The organism is Kiloniellales bacterium, from assembly GCA_030066685.1.
Lineage (GTDB): Bacteria > Pseudomonadota > Alphaproteobacteria > Kiloniellales > JAKSBE01 > JAKSBE01.
This window is the reverse complement of the sequence record JASJBF010000007.1, coordinates 58097-74142: the sequence shown is the minus strand read 5'-3', so window position 1 is coordinate 74142 and position 16046 is coordinate 58097. Positions and strand designations below refer to the sequence as shown.

The window sequence follows — 16046 nt, the reverse complement described above, 5'->3', positions numbered from 1 at the left end:
AGGGAGGTGTGTGATGGAAATCGGTGCAATCACGGGCTACGTGGACGTCGCGCAGGTTGTCCTTTACGCCTTTTGGGCCTTCTTCTTCGGTCTGATCTACTACCTGCACACGGAGAACAAGCGCGAAGGCTATCCGCTGGAAACCGACCACCTGGATCCGGCAAAGCGAAAAATGGTGCAGGGGCTGACCCACCTTCCGGCGCCCAAGGCCTTTGTTATGGCCGACGGATCGACCGTGCATGCGCCCGATCCCGCCCGGGCCGACAGCCGCGCCCTGAAGGCAATCGCGACGGCGAAGACCGGCGGTTCGACGATCACCCCAGACGGGAATCCGATGCTGGCGGAGATCGGACCGGGCTCCTATGCGGAGCGCGCGGACACACCGGACCTTACCTTCGACGGCAAGCCGAAGATCGTGCCGATGCGCGTGGCGACGTCCTTCCACGTCGAGGAGCGCGATCCCGATCCCCGCGGCATGCCGGTGGTCGGCGCCGACCGCAAGGTCGCCGGCACGGTCAAGGACATCTGGGTCGACCTCGGCGAGTTCATGGCCCGCTTCCTCGAGATGGAGATCGGCGGGCCGGGCGGCCGCTCGGCGCTTCTGCCGATCAACCTGGCGGTCGTCGACCGCAGGGCCGGGAAGGTCAAAGTCGAGTCGCTCCTGTCTGGTCAGTTCGCGCAGATCCCGGCGCTCGCCAACCCGGACCGTGTGACCCGCCTTGAGGAGGAGAAGATCTACGGCTACTTCGGCGCTGGCACGCTCTACGCCACGCGCCGGCGCACGGAGCCGATGCTATGAGTCACGACGACTTCGACTTCGAGCCGATCCCGGGGCTTCCGCAGGAACTGCCGCCGGGCGAGACGATACTCTGGCAAGGCAGGCCCGATTGGTGGGGCCTGGCCCTGCGGGTCTTCCATTTCAGGAAGGTGGCGATCTATTTCTGGATCCTGGTCGCCTGGCAGGGCGTGACCGCGCTCTGGGACGGCGAAGGGACTGCCGCCGCGGCCCTGGCGATGGCCGGCGTCCTGCCGATCGCCCTGCTGGGGCTCGCTATCCTGGCGGGGCTCGCCGCGCTCTACGCCCGCACAACGATCTACACCATCACCAACAAACGGGTGATCCTGCGCTTCGGCATCGCCCTGCCGATGTCGGTCAACTTTCCCTTCACCCTGGTCGAGCGGGCCGCCCTGCGCGCCTGCGGCGACGGGACCGGGGATGTTCCGCTCGCACTCAAGGGTCCGGACCGGGTCGCCTATCTGATCCTCTGGCCCTTCGCCCGGCCCGGCCGCTACCGCAACCCGCAGCCCATGCTGCGCGCCTTGCCGGAGGCGGATTCGGTCGCCGGGATCCTGGCCGCCGCCCTGAAGGCGGAGCTGGGCGAGGGCCGGGTCCACCCGCGCGCCGTCGCGCCACGCAAGGCCCCGAAGGCCGGCGCGGCCGAGCCGGACCTTGCCGTCGTCGGCTAGGAGGAACGCACCATGGCCCAGCATCACGATCAGCAGGTTCCCCGCGGGGCGCTGATTGCCGCGGCGGCGCTGATCCTCCTGGCCATCGCGCTGGCGGCCGCGTCGCGTCAGGGCCTGATCGGCCGGGCGGACAGCCCATCCGCGCCGGCGGTCGAGTCCCGCGACCTGGTTTTCCTGGACCGAAAGGATGGCGGCATCCTGGTCTTGGCCGCCGGGACGGGCGAGACGGTGCAGGCGATCGAGCCCGGCACCAACGGCTTTCTGCGCGGGGTCCTGCGCGGTCTGGCGCGCGAGCGGCGCCTCGGCGGCTTCGACACTCAGAAGCCCTTCCGCTTGCTCCGCCAGGGCGACGGCCGTCTTACCCTGATCGATTTGGCGACCGATCGGGAGATCGAGCTGGTCTCCTTCGGGCCGACCAACGCCAGGGCCTTTGCCAGGTTTCTCACTGCTTCGGAGGTGAAGTCGTGACCCAGCTTCGGACCCTGGTCGGCGAGGTCTTCGAGGTCGGCTGCACGGTCGACATCGAGAACAGCTTCGAAAGCTGCCATGCCCACGTGGAGCTGGACGGCAACGTCGAGATCCAGCCCGGCGACGCCGTGCGCGTCCAGGGCAATCCGGTCTACGTGCCCTACGGCGAGAAGCTCACGCTGCGCCGGACCGCGACGGTCAGGAAGGCCGGCGGCCTGAAGCGGATCTGGACGCGCATGACCGGCGACTTGGCCTGCATCGACCTCTTCGAGGTCAGCTTTTCCTCGGGGAGGAAGCTATGACGATCGAAACCCTGTCCGTGACCTCCAAGGACACGACGGCGATGGCCCAGCAGGACACGGTGCTGAGCCCGCGCTTCTACACCACGGATTTCGACGAGCTAGACCGGATCGACGTGACCCCGGTGCGCGCCGAATGGGACCAGCTGATCGCCGAGATGCGCAGCGACCCGAACAAGGGCCACTTCAAGCGCGAAGAGAACTGGGACCGGGTCCGCCTGGAGGACCTGCCCGAAGGCTTGCGCAAGGAGTTCGTCGACTTCCTGGTGAGCTCGCTGACCGCCGAGTTCTCCGGCTGCATCCTCTATGCCGAGATGAAGAAGCGCGGCCGCAACCCGGACATCTGTGAGCTCTTCAAGCTGATGAGCCGGGACGAGGCGCGGCACGCCGGCTTCATCAACGACGCGCTCAAGGAGTTCGGGATCGGCATCGACCTGGGCTTCCTGACCCGGACCAAGCAGTACACCTTCTTCAAGCCGAAGTTCATCTTCTACGCCACCTACCTCTCGGAGAAGATCGGCTACGCCCGCTACATCTCGATCTACCGGCAGCTCGAGCGCCATCCGGAGCTGCGCTTCCACCCGATCTTCAAGTGGTTCGAAAAGTGGTGCAACGACGAGTTTCGCCACGGCGAGGCCTTCGCCCTGCTGATGCGGGCCAACCCGCATCTCCTGCGCGGCCATAACAAGCTCTGGGTCCGCTTCTTCCTCCTGGCGGTCTTCGCGACCATGTACGTCCGAGACCACGCCCGGCCCGAGTTCCACAAGGCCCTCGGCCTGAATCCGACCGACTACGACTACCGGGTCTTCCACATCACCTCGGAGATCTCCCAGCAGGTCTTCCCGCTGACCCTGGACCTGGACGATCCGCGCTTCCGGGCCGGGCTGGAGCGTTTGCGGCGGATCAACGAAGGCATCGCGGCGGCCGGCAAGACGGGCGGTGTCCTGGGCGGGCTCAAGAAGGTCGGCCTGGGCCTGGCGGCCGCCGTCACCTTTGCGCGGCTCTACTGCCTGCCGGCCAAGAGCAACGCGCTTCCGCAGCAGAGCCGGATGCAGCCGGCCTGGTAGAAGAAGGAGAGACCGGCCGATGGCGGCCTTCGTCCTCGCAGCACTCGCGGCCCTTTTCGTCTGGTGGCTCAGCACCGGGGTCGTGCTGCTGCTGAACGGCCTGCCGCGGCGGAGCTATCCCTGGAGCACCCTGGGCGCCTCGCTGCTCGCCGGTCTCGCGCTCTACGTCGTCGTCGTGACCGGGGCGGAGACGACGCCCGGCGCCGCCTATGCCGCCTTTCTCGCCGGCGTCGCCCTTTGGGGCTGGCACGAGCTGACCTTCCTGCAGGGGACCTTGGCAGGGCCGCGCAAGCTCGCCTGCCCCGCAAACGCGAACGATCGGACCCGCTTCCTCCTGGCCGTGCGGACCCTGCTCTATCACGAGCTTGCGATCCTGGCGACGCTCGGGCTGCTGCTGTTCGTCACCTGGGACCAGCCCAACAAGCTTGGTCTTTGGACCTTTATCGTCCTCTTCGGGATGCGGCTGAGCGCCAAGCTGAACGTCTTCCTCGGGGTGCCGAACCTCAGCGAGGAGTTCTTGCCGGAGCACCTGGGCTTTCTGAAGAGCTACTTCGGCCGGAAGCCGATGAACGGCCTCTTCCCGATCTCGATCACCTTGTCGACTCTCTCGACGGCCTACGTTCTTCACCTGGCCTTCGCGCCGGATGCCGGCGCCTTCGCGGCCAGCGGCTACACCCTGCTCGGCGCCTTGATCGCCCTGGGAACGCTGGAGCACTGGCTGCTGGTCCTGCCGCTGCCCGACGCCGCGCTCTGGCGCTGGGCATTGCGCAAGTCCGATGTCGACGCCGCGGGCGTTCTCTACCAACCGGGCCTGCGACCCGGGACAAACACAGCAAGCAGCGCGACCTTGTCGGCCGTGCCACAGGAAGGGAGGCTTCCATGAACTACGAATCCTATTTCAAGGACCGTCTCGCCGGGCTCCTGGAGGAAGGGCGCTATCGCGTTTTCGCCAACCTCGAGCGCCATGCCGGCGCCTTCCCCCGTGCGACGCACCGCCCGAAAGGTGCCGACAAAGCCCAGGTGACCGTCTGGTGCTCGAACGACTACCTGGGCATGGGGCAGAACCCCAAGGTCCTGGACGCCATGCACCAGGCGCTGGACCGCTGCGGCGCCGGCGCCGGCGGCACCCGCAACATCTCCGGGACCAACCACTACCACGTGCTTCTGGAGCGGGAACTGGCCGACCTCCACCGAAAGGAGGCCGCCTTGCTCTTCACCTCCGGATACGTCTCGAACTGGGCGGCGCTCGGCACCCTGGCGTCGCAGATCCCCGACTGCATCGTCCTGTCCGATGCCCTGAACCACGCCTCGATGATCGAGGGCATCCGCCACAGCCGCGCCGAGAAGCGGATCTTCGCACACAACGATCCGGAGGATCTGGACCGCAAGCTGCGCGACCTCGATCCGACCCGGCCGAAGTTGATCGCCTTCGAATCGGTCTACTCCATGGACGGCGACATCGCGCCGATCGCCGAGATCTGCGACGTCGCCGAAGCGCACAACGCCATGACCTACCTGGACGAGGTTCACGCCGTCGGCATGTACGGGCCGCGTGGTGGGGGCATCGCCGAACGCGAAGGCCTGATGGACCGGCTGACCGTGATCGAAGGCACCCTGGGCAAGGCCTTCGGAGTCGTCGGCGGCTACATCGCCGCCTCGGCCGCGCTCTGCGATTTCGTGCGCAGCTTCTCCTCCGGCTTCATCTTCACCACGGCCCTGCCGCCCGCCGTGGCCGCCGGCGCGCGGGAGAGCATCCGGCACCTTAAGGGCAGCAGCATGGAGCGTGACATACAGAAGATTCGGGTGGCAACCTTGCGCCGCAAGCTCGACGGTGCTGGGATCCCGCACATGCGCAACCCCAGCCACATCGTCCCGGTGATGGTCGGCGATCCGGTCCTTTGCAAGAAGATCAGCGACTGCCTGATGGAGGACTTCGGGATCTACGTGCAGCCGATCAACTACCCGACGGTACCGCGTGGCACCGAGCGGCTGCGTCTGACCCCGTCGCCGCTGCACGGAGAGGCCGACATCAACGCCCTGGTTGCGGCGCTGTCGGAAATCTGGTCCTCCTTGGGGCTGAAGACGGCCGCAGCCTAGAGCATGATGATGTGAGGTTGAAGCAACCTCATATCTGAACCGTGCTCCGAATTGCTGAAGCGGAGCGGGGGCGAGACGGTCCACCCGGAAGCTTGGAGATCATGGCGCAGGTAGAGATCACGATTCCCGCGATCGCGGCGGACGACAGCCTTTACCCGATCGAGAAGCTCGAGGCGCACAGGCGGGGCGTGCTGCACCAAGCGATCTCCGTCTTTGCCTTTTGCGGCCGCGAGCTGCTGATCCAGCGACGGGCGGACGGCAAGTACCACTGCGGCGGTCTCTGGGCCAACACCTGCTGTTCGCATCCGCACTGGGGCGAGTCGCAGGATGACTGCGCCGAGCGGCGCCTGGACGAGGAACTCGGCCTGTCACTGCCGATGAGCCAGGTGGCGACGATCGAATACGCCGCCGATGTCGGACAGGGCTTGCGCGAGCATGAGCGCGTCGCCGTCTACCACGCGGCGACCGGAGACAGGGGCGTCGCCCTGCGTCCCAATCGCGCCGAGGTCTCCGAGACCCGCTGGGAGACCGTCGAGCAGCTGCGGCTCGAGGCCGCCGCCCGTCCGGAGGCCTTTGCTCCCTGGTTCAGGATCTACCTCTCGCGCTGGGACGAACTGGGCCTGTAGCCCGACCTCGACCAGGATTCGGCAAGGGGCGGCGCGGTCTCGCGCGCAGTATCGTGTCTGCTCGGCTTCCCTAACCATGGTCTTCGAAGACAAAAAAAGAGGGAGGTCCGTCTCGGACCTCCCCCCGGAGGGAGGAAGCTCCCGATGGCGGGGAGTCTACCTCACAGGCTGACCGAGTTCGGGATGGTCTTCGAGCGCATTGGCACCGTACATCGGCTTGGGAATGCCCTGGTGACAGGTCGAGCACATGGCCTTGGGCGCATCGCCCTTGGGGCCGAGCCGGTGTTCGGGCAGGGCCGAGCGCAGGGGAATGAGGTATTCCTCGTTGACGTTCTGCACCATCTCGATGCCGTGCCAGGCTATCGTGCGGGCCTGGGTGCTTTGCTCCCAGTCCCAGAACGCGCGGCTGTTGTGGCAGTAGGTGCAGTTGACGCCCAGGCCCTGTGACATGTGCATCATCAGCGAGTAGGTCACCTCGGTGTCCTGGATCGCCACGTTGTCGCCGTCCGTGGTCGGCAGGGCGTTGAGCGCGGCGACACGGATCTCGGCGTCGTCCTTGGTCAGGAGACGCTGCAGCGCGTCGTAGGGCAGGGACGAGTACCCGGAGATCGGCGTGGCCAGGTTCTGGTTGTTGCGCTTGGCCGCGAAGCCGCCGGTCGCCTGCCGCTGATAGTCCTCGTCGACCCAGACATACTGCGGGACGTGCTGGCCCCTGTGGCAGGTGAAGCAGTTGACGCCGGCGCCGCCGACGTGCTCGCCCCATTCCGAGTTGATGGCCTGCGTCATCTGAATCATCCGGCGCGAGACGATCTTGGTGTAGACGTCGTCGGCCGCAAGGTTCTCTTCGTTGTGGCAGTAGGCGCAGCCTTCCTCCGGCGAGACCCAGCTGGTGATCGACAGCATCAGGTGATCGAACTGATCCTGGGAGAGCGCGCCCAGGACCTGGACGTTCTCGTAGGCCTGGCTGGCCGGCGGGCCGCCGGGCTCGACCCTGCCGTAGGACTCCCAGACCTGATTGAGCTCGGCGAGCTTGGCTTCGATGCGGGGATTGTCGACCTGCACCATGCCGGTGCCGCGGTAGCCCATTTGCGTGCTGTCGATCGGGGGGCGGTCCCAGGTCGACATGGCCGCGAGGACCAGCACGAAGACGAAGGGAATTGCGACGAGCCACACGTCTTTCATGGTCAGTTACCTCCCGCAGCTGCCGGATCCGGCAGGTCGCCGAAGACGTCGGGATAGGGCGGCGCGATGCCGTGCTTGACGCCCCAAAGATACCAATTGTCTACGACGGTGCCGGTCAGAAGGATCCCAATGCCGCCGGTCAGCGGGCAGAGGACGGCGAACCACCAGGCCCAGCGATGGATCGATTCCATGGTCGCGTTGAAGCCCATGGTCCAGCGCCAGAACAGGGCCGCACGCTCGGAAGCCGTTCCCCGGTCGACGATCTGCTCGATCTCGCGGTCGCCGCCGAAGCGGCTGACCGCGAGAATGGTCGCGCCGTGCATCGCGAAAAGCAGGGCCGAGCCGTAGAGGAAGACGATGGAGAGCATGTGGAAAGGATTGTAGAAGAGGTTTCCGTAGCGGATCGAAAATGCTGCGGTCCAGTCGAGGTGCGGGAAGATGCCGTAGGGCACGGCCTCGGCCCAGCTGCCCATCAGGATCGGCCGGATCAGGCCCAGGACCAGGAACAGCCAGATCGCCGCGGCGAAGGCCCAGGCGATGTGCTTGCCCATGCCGAGCGCCTCGGCGCGGGTGTACATCCGGGCCCACCACAGCAGGACCGAGGCGGTCAGGAAGGCGCCGGTGACCAGGAACCAGCCGCCCTCGGCCATCGGCGGGAAGGACAGGCCGTACTCCGGCGCCGGTGGATCGAGCGACAGCCAGAAGAGCTGGCGAACGAACTGGATCGGATCCCAGCCCACCGAGGCCAGCATGTTGAGGCCGATGGTCACGAAGGCGATGGTGCCGCAGATGATCGAAGCGACGCCGAGCCCGCCCAGGTAAAGCGGGCCGATCTGCGCCTCGCCGAACTTGCCGGCCCAGTAGGCCGTCCAGGTCTTGTCGCCGCGGGTCCAGGAACCGGATTTGACCGGAATGCCCAGGTCCGGCGCGCCATGGACCTGCACGGTGGTGAAGATGTTCTGATATTCGGCCATGAGCTTGCTCCCCTCAGCTCCAAATCGGCAGGTCGAGCCACCAGGTCCACCACGACGGCCAGCCGGCGGTCCAGAAGGGGCCGCTGATGATGATGCAGACCGCGCTCCAGAAGCCCGAGGACAGCGCCAGGAAGAGGCCCAGGCGATGGATCCCGAGGGTGCCGATCGAATAGCCGATGGCGTCGCGGAAATAGGTGTTCTCGTGCTCGGCGGTCTTGACCGGCTCGCCCCTGGCCGGATTGGTCGCCGAGAGGACCAGGCCGCCGTGCAAGGCCAGCGCCAGGGTGGTCGTGAAGAAGAAGGACACCGCCAGCATGTGCGCCGGGTTGTAGTGGAAGTGCAGGTACTGGTAGCCGACGTTGGAAACCCAATCTAGGTGGCTGAGGATGCCGTAGGGGAAGCCGTGGCCCCAGGCGCCCATCAGCACCGGACGGATCACGACCAGAGAGAAATACGCGAAGATCGCGACACTGAAGGCGACGGGGACATGAAGACCCATGCCCAGCTTGCGGGCGATCTCGGCCTGGCGCAGCGCCCAGGAGCCGAAGGCGCCGAGCGCGCAGACCGTGATGATCTGCCAGAGGCCGCCCTCCGCCAGCGGCGCCAGCGCGAGGCCGTAGGACAGGTCGGGCGGGGCAATGTTGATCCGCCAGACGTTCCAGGTCGGCCCGATCGCCGCGCCATAGATGATCAGAACGGTGCCCAAGAAGGCGAAGAATATCGTAGTGACGCCGAAGAACCCGACGTAGAAGGGGCCGATCCAAAAGTCGAAGAGATCGCCCCCGATCAGCGTCCCGCCGCGAACGCGGTACTTCTTCTCGAAATCCAGCATGGACATGATCAATTTCTCCCCGACTCGGCCTTACGAAGGGCGCAAAGCCCAAGCCGCCTTGTATTTCGTCGGGAGCAGCGGGGGAACCGTCTCAACCTGAGGCGATTCCACCCGCTTTCCCTGTCATCGAAGCGCCGTGGGACCGAGGTTGGATCGTTGGGGACGAACCCCGGAACACGGCGTTCCGTTTCCCGCTTTCCTTTACGGATTCATCAACCAGTTGAAGCGTTCCGTGCTCAGCAGGATGAAGTGGATCATCGCTGCCAAGGAAAACAGGAAGACGCCTTGAACGACCATCACCCTGCGAGGGTCGAACACGAGCCAAATTCGCCACATTGCTCTCTCCTCCTATCCTATGAGGGACATCAGAGTGCTGGTCGCACTCGGCAGAAGGTCCGAAGCCGCACCGGCGGTTTCCGGATGGAACCAGGGCCGCCAGATCCAGGTGAGGAGGTGCGCAACGACCGCAATCCCCACAAAGAGCCAAAGGCCCTGCATGTAGTACCGGTGGAACTCCCTTGCTTCGTCGGGGGTAAGGCCTGACATACTCTCATGCTCAGCCATTCAACTACCTCCTTACGCTTTGGCCTATCGGCCGGTGCCGCATAACCCCTACGCGGCCAGGGCCTCCGGACGGGGAATGCCCGCCGCGGTGGATCGGACGCCCGTCGCAAGCGGGCGAATTCTGAATACGAGCCGAACCTCGGGGCGCGCGCTCATGCCGCGCTCCCCTCGACCACGGACAGCCGTGCCCGGTCCAGGCAGGCCGTCGTGACCTCTTCCAGCCCGGCCTTCCGCGCCTGCCGTTCGGCGGCGTCGCGCAGGCGCTTGGCGGCGGAGATCCGGGTCAGGACCGGATGGGTTTCCAGGACCCGCGACAGCGCGGTCTGCGCCGCCTCGCTCCAGGGCAGCTCGCGGTGCACCCTCGCCGGGGTCGGATCGGCTTTGTCCAGGTCGCTGCCCAGCGGCAGGATGTGGAACAGCGCGTCGAAGAGGGCGTTGCAGACCTCCTGCACCAGGTAGGTGGCGCCGGCGTAGCCCATGAAGGGCGTGCCGGTGTGACGGCGGATGATCGTGCCGGGGAAGGAGGCCGGGATGAAGACCGCCCGACCGCCGATCTCTGCCAGGTACATGCGCTCGTTGTAGCTGCCGAAGAGGACCAGCGGCGTCTTCTCCTGCACCGCCTGGCGCACCGCCTCGTTGTCCGGCTTCTTGCCGGCCGAGCGGGAGAAGGCGAAGTGGCAGGGCAGGCCCAGGTCGCTCTCCAGGAAGTTCCGCAGGCCGCGGGTGTAGGTCTCGTTGGCCGCGATGCCGAAGCTGGCGGTGCCGAAGAAGTCCTGGGTCACCGAGCGCCAGAGGTCCCAGATCGGCTTGATCGTGGTGTGCTTCTCGCGCGCGATGAAGGGCTCGGGATCGAGGCCCAAGAGCCCGCCCAGGCTGCGCAGGAATTTCGTCGTGCTCTCCAGGCCGATCGGCGCCTGCAGGTAAGGCTTTTCCAGCGCCTCGCAGAGCAACCGGCCGAACTCGCGGTAGAGGCAGATGTTGACGTCCGCGTCGACCAGGCGCGCGACCTCGCTCAGATGGCTGCCCAGGGGGAAGACCAGGTTGACCTCGGCGCCGATGCCCTCGACCAGGCGCCTGATCTCGGCCAAGTCGGAGGGCAGGTTGAACATGCCGTAGCTGGGCCCGATGATGTTGACCCGGGGCCTGGCGCCCTCCGGCCGCGCTCTGGCCTTGGGCATGCGGCCCTTCTTCGCTCCGTACTGGGTCCACAGCCAGTGCAGGGCGCGATCGGCGCTCTGCCACTGGTCCTCGTCGATGGTCCGGGGCAGGAAACGCTGAATGCCGGTGCCTTCGGGCGTGACGCCGCCGCCGATCATCTCGGCGATCGATCCAGTGACCACGACGGCCGGCAGGTCCGGGTCCAGGGACCGGTGCGCCTGGCGCATCGCGTTCTCGGTGCCGGTCTGCCCCAGCTCCTCCTCCGCCAGCCCGGTCACGACGATCGGCAGCTCGTGCGGCGGCAGGGCGTCTGTGTAGTGCAGGACCGAGGTCACCGGCAGGTTCTCGCAGCCGACCGGCCCGTCGATGATCACCTGCAGGCCCTTGATCGCGGTGAAGACGTAGACCGAGCCCCAATAGCCGCCGGCGCGATCGTGATCCTGGATCAGCATCCGACCGCTCCCTCGACCTTGTCGCCACGGCCGGGCTTGGCCGCCTTGGCGCGACGCGCGGCGTTGCTCTTGCGGAAGGCCGAGCGGTCGGCCGGCAGGTCTTCCCAGATGCCCGCGGCATCGCCGCTGCCGACCTCCCCGAAGAAAGCCTTCATCCGGTCGAAGCGCCCCCGGTTCGCGATGGCGCCGTTGATCAGCTGGCCCAGCACCCCGGCGCCGGCGACTCCCATCAGGGGCCGTGCCGAGATCAGGTTGGTGAAGTAGAGCGCCGGGATCGCCAGTTCCTTGGCCTTCTGCACCACCGGTGTTGTCCCGACGGCGACGTCCGGCTTGAACTCCGCGACCGCGGCCAGGTCCTGCTCCAGCGAGGCGCGGAAATTCACCCGGACCCCGTGGGCTTCGAGCCAGTCCCGGTCCGCCTCGGACCAGGGCGTGCGGGGACAGGCGCTGCCGACGTAGTTCACCTCGGCACCGGATTCGACCAGCAGCCGGGCGACCAGCAGCTCGGAGCCCTCGTAGCCGGACAGGGTGACCCGGCCCTTGATCGGCGCCGCGGCCAGGGCCCCAGCGATTGCCGGCAGGCAGGCGTTCTTAGCCGCGTCGATCTTACGCTTTGCCACGCCGCAAGCCGCGCCGACGGCGTCCAGCCAGAAGGCCGTGCCGTCGTGGCCGACCGGCGCGGACCCGACGATCTGCCGCCCCGCCGCCGAGAACTCCCGGCAGGCGCTGGTGTAGAAGGGATGGATCGCGGCGACGGCGGCGCAGTCCAGGGCGCCGTAAAGCTCGCGCCATTCCCGGGTCGGCACCACCGGACCGGCCGCGAGGTCGAGCGGCGCCAGCAGCTGGCCGATGCCGACCGGATCCGCCGGGAACATCTCGCCGAGGAGGGTTACCGTCGGCTTCTCGCTGACTCCGCCGCGCGGTGCCAGGACCGGGCCCTGCTCGGCCTCCAGGCGCGCGTAGTTCAGCATCGCGCCGGCGAGCACGTCCTTGGCCTCCGCGTGAGTCGGCACCCCGAAGCCGGGCACGTCGATCCCGACGATCCGGACGCCGTTGATCTCCTTGGGCAGCATTTGCAGGGGGATGCCGGAGGCCGTCGGGACGCAGAGGTTGGTCACGACCACCACGTCGTAGAGTTCCGGGTCGGCGAGCTGATGGACCGCCTCGCGGATGTCCTCGTAAAGCTTGCCGGTGACCAGGGTCTCCGAGTTGAAGGGCACGTAGCCGACGGTTCTGCGGGCGCCGTAGAAATGCGAGGTGAAGGTCAGCCCGTAGACGCAGCAGGCGGAGCCGCAAAGGACCGAGGCGGTGCGTCGCATCCGCAGGCCGACCCGCAGGGACCCGAAGGCGGGGCACATGCTCTGCGGCTTGTCGTGCGGACCTGCCGGGTAGTCCTCCGCGTAGCGTGCCAGGACCTCGCTCTTGCCGGCCTTTTCCGCCGCGGCGCGCAACTCCTCGGCCCCGGCGTGGCAGCCCAGCCCGTCCGACGCCGTCGCCGCGAGGTCGATGTCCGGCGCCGCTGCCGCGTCGGCGGCCTGGCTTGTGGGCTGATCGGACTCTGGCGGGTCGTAGGTCATGGCGCTGCTGTTCTGCCGTAATTCCTGTCTCGGGCCTCGAAGGTTCTCAAACCGTCTCGTAGACGACCTCAAGGGACTCCTTCTGCAGAGTGGAGGAGGTGGCGCACATGTCTTCCAGCCTGGCCGGCTGCAGCACCACGTCGCGCCCAGTCTCCTCGCTGGAGAACAGGCCCAGCAGGCCGTCCTGGCTCAGGGGAGTCGGTTGCAGCGGCGGCGCTTCGGCCACGTTGGTCGCCAGGTCTTCGAAGAGCGTGCCCCATTCCCCGCCCGGCGTTCCGACGATCTCGTAGTTCGCGCTCTTCCGCCGGATCGCCTCGTTTGCCGGGATGGCGGAGAGCACGGGGATGCCGACGGTCTCGGCGAAGGCCTGGGCCTCGCCGGTGCCGTCGTCCTTGTTGATGACCATGCCGGCGACGCCGACGTTGCCGCCAAGCTTGCGGAAGTACTCGACCGCCGAGCAGACGTTGTTCGCGACGTAGAGCGACTGCAGGTCGTTGGAGCCGACGACGATGACCTTCTGGCACATGTCCCGGGCGATCGGCAGTCCGAAGCCGCCGCAGACCACGTCGCCCAGAAAGTCGAGCAGCACGTAGTCGAAGTCCCAGTCGTGGAAGCCCAGCTTCTCGAGCAGCTCGAAGCCGTGGATGATGCCGCGTCCGCCGCAGCCGCGTCCGACCTCCGGCCCGCCGAGCTCCATGGCGTAGACTCCGTCGCGCACGAAGCAGACGTCGCCGATCGCGACCTCCTCGCCGGCGTCCTTCTTGCGGCCCGAGGTCTCGATGATGGTCGGGACGCTGCGCCCGCCGAACAGCAGCGAGGTCGTGTCGCTCTTCGGGTCGCAGCCGATCAGCAGGACCTTCTTGCCCTGCTGGGCCATCATGTAGCTGAGGTTGGAGAGCGTGAAGCTCTTGCCGATGCCGCCCTTGCCGTAGATCGCGATGATCTGGGTCTCTTTCTTGACCGCGCCGCTCGGCACCGGATCCGGCTCCTGCGCGGCTTCGGCGCGCAGGGCTTCGGTTCTGGCCTGTTGGGCAGCGGCGTTCGGATCTGTCATGAGCTTCCACTCCAATCCAGGACCATCTTCAGGCAGGCCGGATCCTCGAAGGCGTTGCGATAGGCCGAGCGGGCCCGCGAGACGGGCGCGCGATGCGTGATCAGGTCGTCGATCGCCAGCTCGCCGGCTTCGATCCGGGCTTTCACCGCCGACAAGTCCTCGGGCTTCCATTCGGCGGCGACCCGAATCCGCGCCTCGCGCATGAAGGCCGGGGGAAAGGCGAAGGATGGGCGGTCCTCGTAGAACCCGGCGAGGACGAGCTCGCCGCCCGGTGCCAGGCGCCCGATCAGGCTGTCGATCAGTCCGGCGTCGCCGCTGACGTCGTAGATCAATCCGTAGTTCCGCCGTTCGTCGTCGTCGGGATGACAGACCGTGTAGGGGATCGCGCCCTGCCGGCGCAGCGGCTCGGTCTCCCACACCGTCGGAGCCTCGCCGCCGAGCGCCAGAGTCAACCGCGCCAGCAGGCGGCCGAGCACGCCGTGGCCGACGATCAGCTCCGGCAGGCCCGCGTCGCGGCCGCGTCCTGCTATCGCGTGCTGCGCCGTGGCGGCGAGGGCCAGGAGAACGCCGTGCTTCGACAGCGCCGGATCGATGGAGATCGCCCGTTTCGACGCGGTGACCAAACGGCCGGCGGCCCCGCCGAAGAGGCCGCGCACGCGGCCGTAGCACTGCGCGCCGGGCACGAAGACGGTCTCGCCCGGCCGTTTGCCGGCGTCGGGCCCGGCCTCGACGACCTCGCCGACCGATTCGTAGCCCGGAACCAGCGGGTAGCCCATGCCAGGGAAGGCTGGCATGCGCCCCGACCAGAGCAGCCGCTCGGTGCCCGTGCTGATGCCGCTCCACCTGGTGTCAACCACGATGTCCGCCGCGCCGGGCGGCGTGATCGGCAGCCGCTCAAGGCTGAGCTGGCGGGGCTCCTGCAAGACGACCGCAAGGGCTTCCATGGTCGTTCCCGTCGCTGGGCACTGCAAAGCAGTGCGGAGGTCTGACGCTGATGCGCCAGTTTGTAAGTCTGACATGACAGTTAAATATGTCAATCTGAATTCACAACGCCGCCGGAACACCCTTCGGGTTAAGGGCGTGCCTCGACCAGGCGGACCAGGGCGGACATCCGAGTCGGCAGCGCCTTGACCCGGCCGAAGCCGGCCTTGTGCAGCAAGGCGCTATGCTCGGCGGGGCTTCGGGTCGCGCCGGAACCCATAGCCAACAGATAGAACCCGAAGTAGGCATCGGCGATCTGCCCGCCCGAGGCCGCGCCCGACATGGGCTCGGCGATCAACAGGGCACCGTTCCCCGTCAAGGCCGCCCGGCAGCTCTTCAGCAGCCGCAGGGCGTTGTCGTCGTCGTGGTCGTAGACGACCCGGACCAGGGTGATCAGGTCCTGACCGGCGGGCAGGGGATCGGAGAAGAAATCGCCACCGACGGCGCGGACCCTTTCGGCCAGGCCGATTCGCGCGAGGCGTCTTTCGGCCTGCGCCGCCACCGACGGTAGGTCGAAGAGGGTCAAGGCGGACTCCGGCGCCTGCGCTGCCACGCGCTCCAGGAAGGTCCCGGTGCCGCCGCCGACGTCGAGAATCCGCCGGTGGTCCCGGAAGCGGAAGTCGGCCGCGACGATCTCGGCGACCATGACCTGGGACACGGCCATGAGGTCGCTGTAGTCGGCGACCGCGTCGGCGGAGAGGCCGTCCGGTTGCTCGGCGGCAAGGTACGACCAGTACTGGCAGGTTCGGGTCGGGGCCGCTTCGCCGCGCAGCAGGGCGACAGGGTCGGCAAGGTCGTCATAGAGCAGCTTGTGATGCCGGATCATGGCGACCGCGCCCGGATTGCCCGCCAGGGCCGCGCCCCGGATTCCCAGTCCGTAGCGACTCTGGCTGCGCGGTGCCGCCAGGCCGAGCGCGACGGCCGCCCGCAGCAGGCGGTCGAGCGGCTCTGCCGGCAGGCCCGCCAGGCCGGCCAGGTCGCGCGGCGACTTCGGACCGGTCCTCAGGGCGTCCAGCAGGCCGGTTTCGACGAAGGCCCGGAGGACCTGCGAGTAGACGAAGCCGGCGCAGAGGTCGAAGAGCGCTTCGGCTTGCCGGCGCGCCAAGGCCCGGGTCGGCGGAAAGCGGCCGGCCCAGCTTTGGAACCAGCGAGAGGCGATGAGCCGCGTCACGGCCTCGCGCAGCCGGTCCGCCGGGGTCAGGGACCGGGTCGACGTCGCGCCGCCTGCCTCGGCCACCGCCATGGTGA

At 67.5% G+C, this 16046-nt stretch carries 18 protein-coding genes; 8 read left to right on the top strand and 10 right to left on the bottom strand.

The annotated features are described in order from the left end of the window. Nucleotides 1-13: 13 nt before the first annotated feature. The 8 genes from puhA to QNJ30_06800 all read left to right on the top strand — a co-directional run bounded on the left by puhA (nt 14) and on the right by QNJ30_06800 (nt 6024). Nucleotides 14-799 carry a photosynthetic reaction center subunit H gene (gene puhA / locus QNJ30_06835; GenBank protein MDJ0943160.1) on the top strand — a complete coding sequence of 262 codons (786 nt, stop codon included), beginning with the start codon at nt 14-16 and terminating at the stop codon, nt 797-799. After that, a complete protein-coding gene (gene puhB / locus QNJ30_06830) occupies nt 796-1467 on the top strand; it encodes a photosynthetic complex putative assembly protein PuhB (GenBank protein ID MDJ0943159.1) in 672 nt (223 codons plus the stop codon). Before puhA ends, puhB begins: the two co-directional genes overlap by 4 nt. Nucleotides 1468-1479: 12 nt before the next feature. Continuing rightward, nucleotides 1480-1935 (top strand): photosynthetic complex assembly protein PuhC, encoded by a 456-nt coding sequence (gene puhC, locus QNJ30_06825; protein MDJ0943158.1) that lies wholly within the window; start codon nt 1480-1482, stop codon nt 1933-1935. Then, nucleotides 1932-2237, top strand: a complete 306-nt coding sequence (locus tag QNJ30_06820; protein ID MDJ0943157.1) for a hypothetical protein — start codon at nt 1932-1934, stop codon at nt 2235-2237. The genes puhC and QNJ30_06820 overlap by 4 nt, the downstream gene beginning before the upstream one ends. Further along, nucleotides 2234-3301 carry a magnesium-protoporphyrin IX monomethyl ester (oxidative) cyclase gene (gene acsF, locus QNJ30_06815; protein ID MDJ0943156.1) on the top strand — a complete coding sequence of 356 codons (1068 nt, stop codon included), beginning with the start codon at nt 2234-2236 and terminating at the stop codon, nt 3299-3301. Before QNJ30_06820 ends, acsF begins: the two co-directional genes overlap by 4 nt. 19 nt (nt 3302-3320) lie before the next feature. Beyond that, the gene (gene puhE / locus QNJ30_06810) at nt 3321-4184 is read left to right on the top strand and encodes a putative photosynthetic complex assembly protein PuhE (protein ID MDJ0943155.1); all 864 of its coding nucleotides are present in this window, start codon (nt 3321-3323) and stop codon (nt 4182-4184) included. Continuing rightward, on the top strand, nt 4181-5398 hold the full coding sequence (hemA, locus tag QNJ30_06805) for a 5-aminolevulinate synthase (protein MDJ0943154.1): 1218 nt from the start codon (nt 4181-4183) through the stop codon (nt 5396-5398). The genes puhE and hemA overlap by 4 nt, the downstream gene beginning before the upstream one ends. Nucleotides 5399-5499: 101 nt before the next feature. Then, entirely contained in the window at nt 5500-6024 is a 525-nt protein-coding gene (locus QNJ30_06800; protein ID MDJ0943153.1) for an NUDIX domain-containing protein, read from the top strand. A gap of 156 nt (nt 6025-6180) precedes the next feature. Here the strand turns inward: QNJ30_06800 and pufC are convergent, their stop codons facing one another. The 10 genes from pufC to QNJ30_06750 all read right to left on the bottom strand — a co-directional run bounded on the left by pufC (nt 6181) and on the right by QNJ30_06750 (nt 16041). Then, nucleotides 6181-7206 (bottom strand): photosynthetic reaction center cytochrome PufC, encoded by a 1026-nt coding sequence (gene pufC, locus QNJ30_06795; protein MDJ0943152.1) that lies wholly within the window; start codon nt 7204-7206, stop codon nt 6181-6183. A gap of 2 nt (nt 7207-7208) precedes the next feature. Beyond that, nucleotides 7209-8180 (bottom strand): photosynthetic reaction center subunit M, encoded by a 972-nt coding sequence (pufM, locus tag QNJ30_06790; protein MDJ0943151.1) that lies wholly within the window; start codon nt 8178-8180, stop codon nt 7209-7211. Between the two features lie 13 nt (nt 8181-8193). Then, nucleotides 8194-9018 carry a photosynthetic reaction center subunit L gene (gene pufL / locus QNJ30_06785; protein MDJ0943150.1) on the bottom strand — a complete coding sequence of 275 codons (825 nt, stop codon included), beginning with the start codon at nt 9016-9018 and terminating at the stop codon, nt 8194-8196. Nucleotides 9019-9213: 195 nt separating this feature from the next. Next, the gene (pufA, locus tag QNJ30_06780) at nt 9214-9348 is read right to left on the bottom strand and encodes a light-harvesting antenna LH1, alpha subunit (GenBank protein MDJ0943149.1); all 135 of its coding nucleotides are present in this window, start codon (nt 9346-9348) and stop codon (nt 9214-9216) included. A gap of 12 nt (nt 9349-9360) precedes the next feature. Continuing rightward, nucleotides 9361-9558 (bottom strand): light-harvesting antenna LH1, beta subunit, encoded by a 198-nt coding sequence (gene pufB, locus QNJ30_06775; protein ID MDJ0943148.1) that lies wholly within the window; start codon nt 9556-9558, stop codon nt 9361-9363. 170 nt (nt 9559-9728) lie between these two features. Beyond that, entirely contained in the window at nt 9729-11186 is a 1458-nt protein-coding gene (gene bchZ, locus QNJ30_06770; GenBank protein MDJ0943147.1) for a chlorophyllide a reductase subunit Z, read from the bottom strand. Next, nucleotides 11180-12763: a chlorophyllide a reductase subunit Y gene (bchY, locus tag QNJ30_06765; protein MDJ0943146.1), complete on the bottom strand. Its 1584-nt coding sequence runs from the start codon at nt 12761-12763 to the stop codon at nt 11180-11182. The genes bchZ and bchY overlap by 7 nt, the downstream gene beginning before the upstream one ends. A gap of 46 nt (nt 12764-12809) precedes the next feature. Then, nucleotides 12810-13817 (bottom strand): chlorophyllide a reductase iron protein subunit X, encoded by a 1008-nt coding sequence (locus QNJ30_06760; protein ID MDJ0943145.1) that lies wholly within the window; start codon nt 13815-13817, stop codon nt 12810-12812. Continuing rightward, nucleotides 13814-14761 carry a chlorophyll synthesis pathway protein BchC gene (gene bchC, locus QNJ30_06755; GenBank protein ID MDJ0943144.1) on the bottom strand — a complete coding sequence of 316 codons (948 nt, stop codon included), beginning with the start codon at nt 14759-14761 and terminating at the stop codon, nt 13814-13816. Before bchC ends, QNJ30_06760 begins: the two co-directional genes overlap by 4 nt. A 128-nt stretch (nt 14762-14889) precedes the next feature. Further along, complete coding sequence (locus QNJ30_06750; GenBank protein MDJ0943143.1) at nt 14890-16041, bottom strand: methyltransferase; 1152 nt, start codon at nt 16039-16041, stop codon at nt 14890-14892. Nucleotides 16042-16046 lie beyond the last annotated feature (5 nt).

Bases quoted from the DNA above. Each gene is read 5' to 3' on its own strand.
- puhA (MDJ0943160.1), top strand. From the start codon at position 14: ATGGAAATCGGTGCAATCACGGGCTACGTGGACGTCGCGCAGGTTGTC.
- puhB (MDJ0943159.1), top strand. From the start codon at position 796: ATGAGTCACGACGACTTCGACTTCGAGCCGATCCCGGGGCTTCCGCAG.
- puhC (MDJ0943158.1), top strand. From the start codon at position 1,480: ATGGCCCAGCATCACGATCAGCAGGTTCCCCGCGGGGCGCTGATTGCC.
- acsF (MDJ0943156.1), top strand. From the start codon at position 2,234: ATGACGATCGAAACCCTGTCCGTGACCTCCAAGGACACGACGGCGATG.
- puhE (MDJ0943155.1), top strand. From the start codon at position 3,321: ATGGCGGCCTTCGTCCTCGCAGCACTCGCGGCCCTTTTCGTCTGGTGG.
- hemA (MDJ0943154.1), top strand. From the start codon at position 4,181: ATGAACTACGAATCCTATTTCAAGGACCGTCTCGCCGGGCTCCTGGAG.
- QNJ30_06800 (MDJ0943153.1), top strand. From the start codon at position 5,500: ATGGCGCAGGTAGAGATCACGATTCCCGCGATCGCGGCGGACGACAGC.
- pufC (MDJ0943152.1), bottom strand. From the start codon at position 7,206: ATGAAAGACGTGTGGCTCGTCGCAATTCCCTTCGTCTTCGTGCTGGTC.
- pufM (MDJ0943151.1), bottom strand. From the start codon at position 8,180: ATGGCCGAATATCAGAACATCTTCACCACCGTGCAGGTCCATGGCGCG.
- pufL (MDJ0943150.1), bottom strand. From the start codon at position 9,018: ATGTCCATGCTGGATTTCGAGAAGAAGTACCGCGTTCGCGGCGGGACG.
- pufA (MDJ0943149.1), bottom strand. From the start codon at position 9,348: ATGTGGCGAATTTGGCTCGTGTTCGACCCTCGCAGGGTGATGGTCGTT.
- pufB (MDJ0943148.1), bottom strand. From the start codon at position 9,558: ATGTCAGGCCTTACCCCCGACGAAGCAAGGGAGTTCCACCGGTACTAC.
- bchZ (MDJ0943147.1), bottom strand. From the start codon at position 11,186: ATGCTGATCCAGGATCACGATCGCGCCGGCGGCTATTGGGGCTCGGTC.
- bchY (MDJ0943146.1), bottom strand. From the start codon at position 12,763: ATGACCTACGACCCGCCAGAGTCCGATCAGCCCACAAGCCAGGCCGCC.
- QNJ30_06760 (MDJ0943145.1), bottom strand. From the start codon at position 13,817: ATGACAGATCCGAACGCCGCTGCCCAACAGGCCAGAACCGAAGCCCTG.
- bchC (MDJ0943144.1), bottom strand. From the start codon at position 14,761: ATGGAAGCCCTTGCGGTCGTCTTGCAGGAGCCCCGCCAGCTCAGCCTT.
- QNJ30_06750 (MDJ0943143.1), bottom strand. From the start codon at position 16,041: ATGGCGGTGGCCGAGGCAGGCGGCGCGACGTCGACCCGGTCCCTGACC.